This is a genomic window from Synechococcus sp. H55.9, assembly GCF_047462355.1.
GTDB lineage: Bacteria > Cyanobacteriota > Cyanobacteriia > Thermostichales > Thermostichaceae > Thermostichus.
In genome coordinates, this window is sequence record NZ_JANSJB010000097.1 from 1 (window position 1) to 1,188 (window position 1,188).

At 61.5% G+C, this 1,188-nt stretch carries 1 protein-coding gene and 1 pseudogene; both read right to left on the minus strand.

Going from position 1 to position 1,188, the window contains the following annotated elements:
* Positions 1-383: pseudogene (locus tag NW857_RS11055) on the minus strand (hypothetical protein); the annotation flags it as partial.
* A 76-nt stretch (positions 384-459) separates the two neighbouring features.
* On the minus strand, positions 460-1,188 hold a 729-nt coding region (gene mgtE, locus NW857_RS11060; RefSeq protein ID WP_414368948.1), incomplete at its 5' end, for a magnesium transporter.

The following is a 1,188-nucleotide window of genomic DNA, read 5'->3' on the forward strand; positions in this document are numbered from 1 at the left end:
GGGCGCAGCAGGTAGTTGAGCACATACTGGATGGCTTCTCCATCCCCGCGTTGGGCACGGTACAGCGGGCTGTTGGGGTTGGGCGGCGGCTGGTAGCGCCACTCGCGGTGCCACTCCGGGATCCCTTCTCCCAGAGGAAAGCCGAACAGCTCCACCAGTCGCTGCCGGTAGCTCAGCGCCAGTTGTTCCAGGGTTGGCAAGAGGCCCTGCAGCAGCCGCTCCGGATCCGGGAGGGGATCCCCTTCTAAACGCAGCAGCAGACGTTGGCCGGAAAGACGCGCCTGCACCTGCAGATGTCCCAGCCCCAGGGATCCCAGGGCTGCTTGCAAGCGAGCCACGATCTCCGGCAGAGCCGCCTGGACATCCACAGAATGGGCAGACACCGGCAGGGATCCGCAACAAGACCAGATCCAACCTAGCCCAATTTCGGCAAGGGCTTGGAGGGGTTGGCGGCTAGGGCTAGATTCCCAGGATTAAACGGGCAACGTAGAAGTAGATCAACACCCCCAGCACGTCCACAATCGTGGTGATGAAGGGGGCGGCCATCAAGGCCGGATCCAGACCAAAGGAGCGAAACAGAAAGGGCAGCCCCGCCCCTGACACCGAAGAGAGAACAGAAATCCCAAATAGGCTTAGCCCAACGATGACCGCCACCAGGAGATCCCGCTGCAGGGCATAGGCCCAGCCGATGGTGATCAAGCTGAGCATGATCCCCAGCATGGCTCCCACCACTGCTTCCCGGGCCAGTACCCCCAACCCGTCCTTGAGGCGCACCGCTGCCGTGCTCAGGCCGCGAATCACCACCGTCGAAGACTGGGAGCCGACGTTGCCGCCGCTATCCACCAACAGTGGGATAAAAGCCGCCAGGGCGATCACCTGGCTTAAGACTTCTTCCTGGCCGGCAATAATCGTGCTGGTAAAGGTGTTGGTAAGCAGCAAAATCAGCAGCCACACCACCCGCTTGCGGGCTGCCTGCCAAAAACTGAGGTCGAAATAGTCATCTTCTCCAGACTGCAACCCCCCCAAGGAGTAGATGTCTTCGGTGGCCTCTTGCTCCACGATGTCCAGTACATCATCTACCGTAACGATCCCCACCAGTCGCCGCTCGGCATCCACCACCGGCACCGCCAACAGGTCGTACCGCTGGATGACCTGCGCCACCTCTTCCTGGTCGGTGTGGGTGCTGAC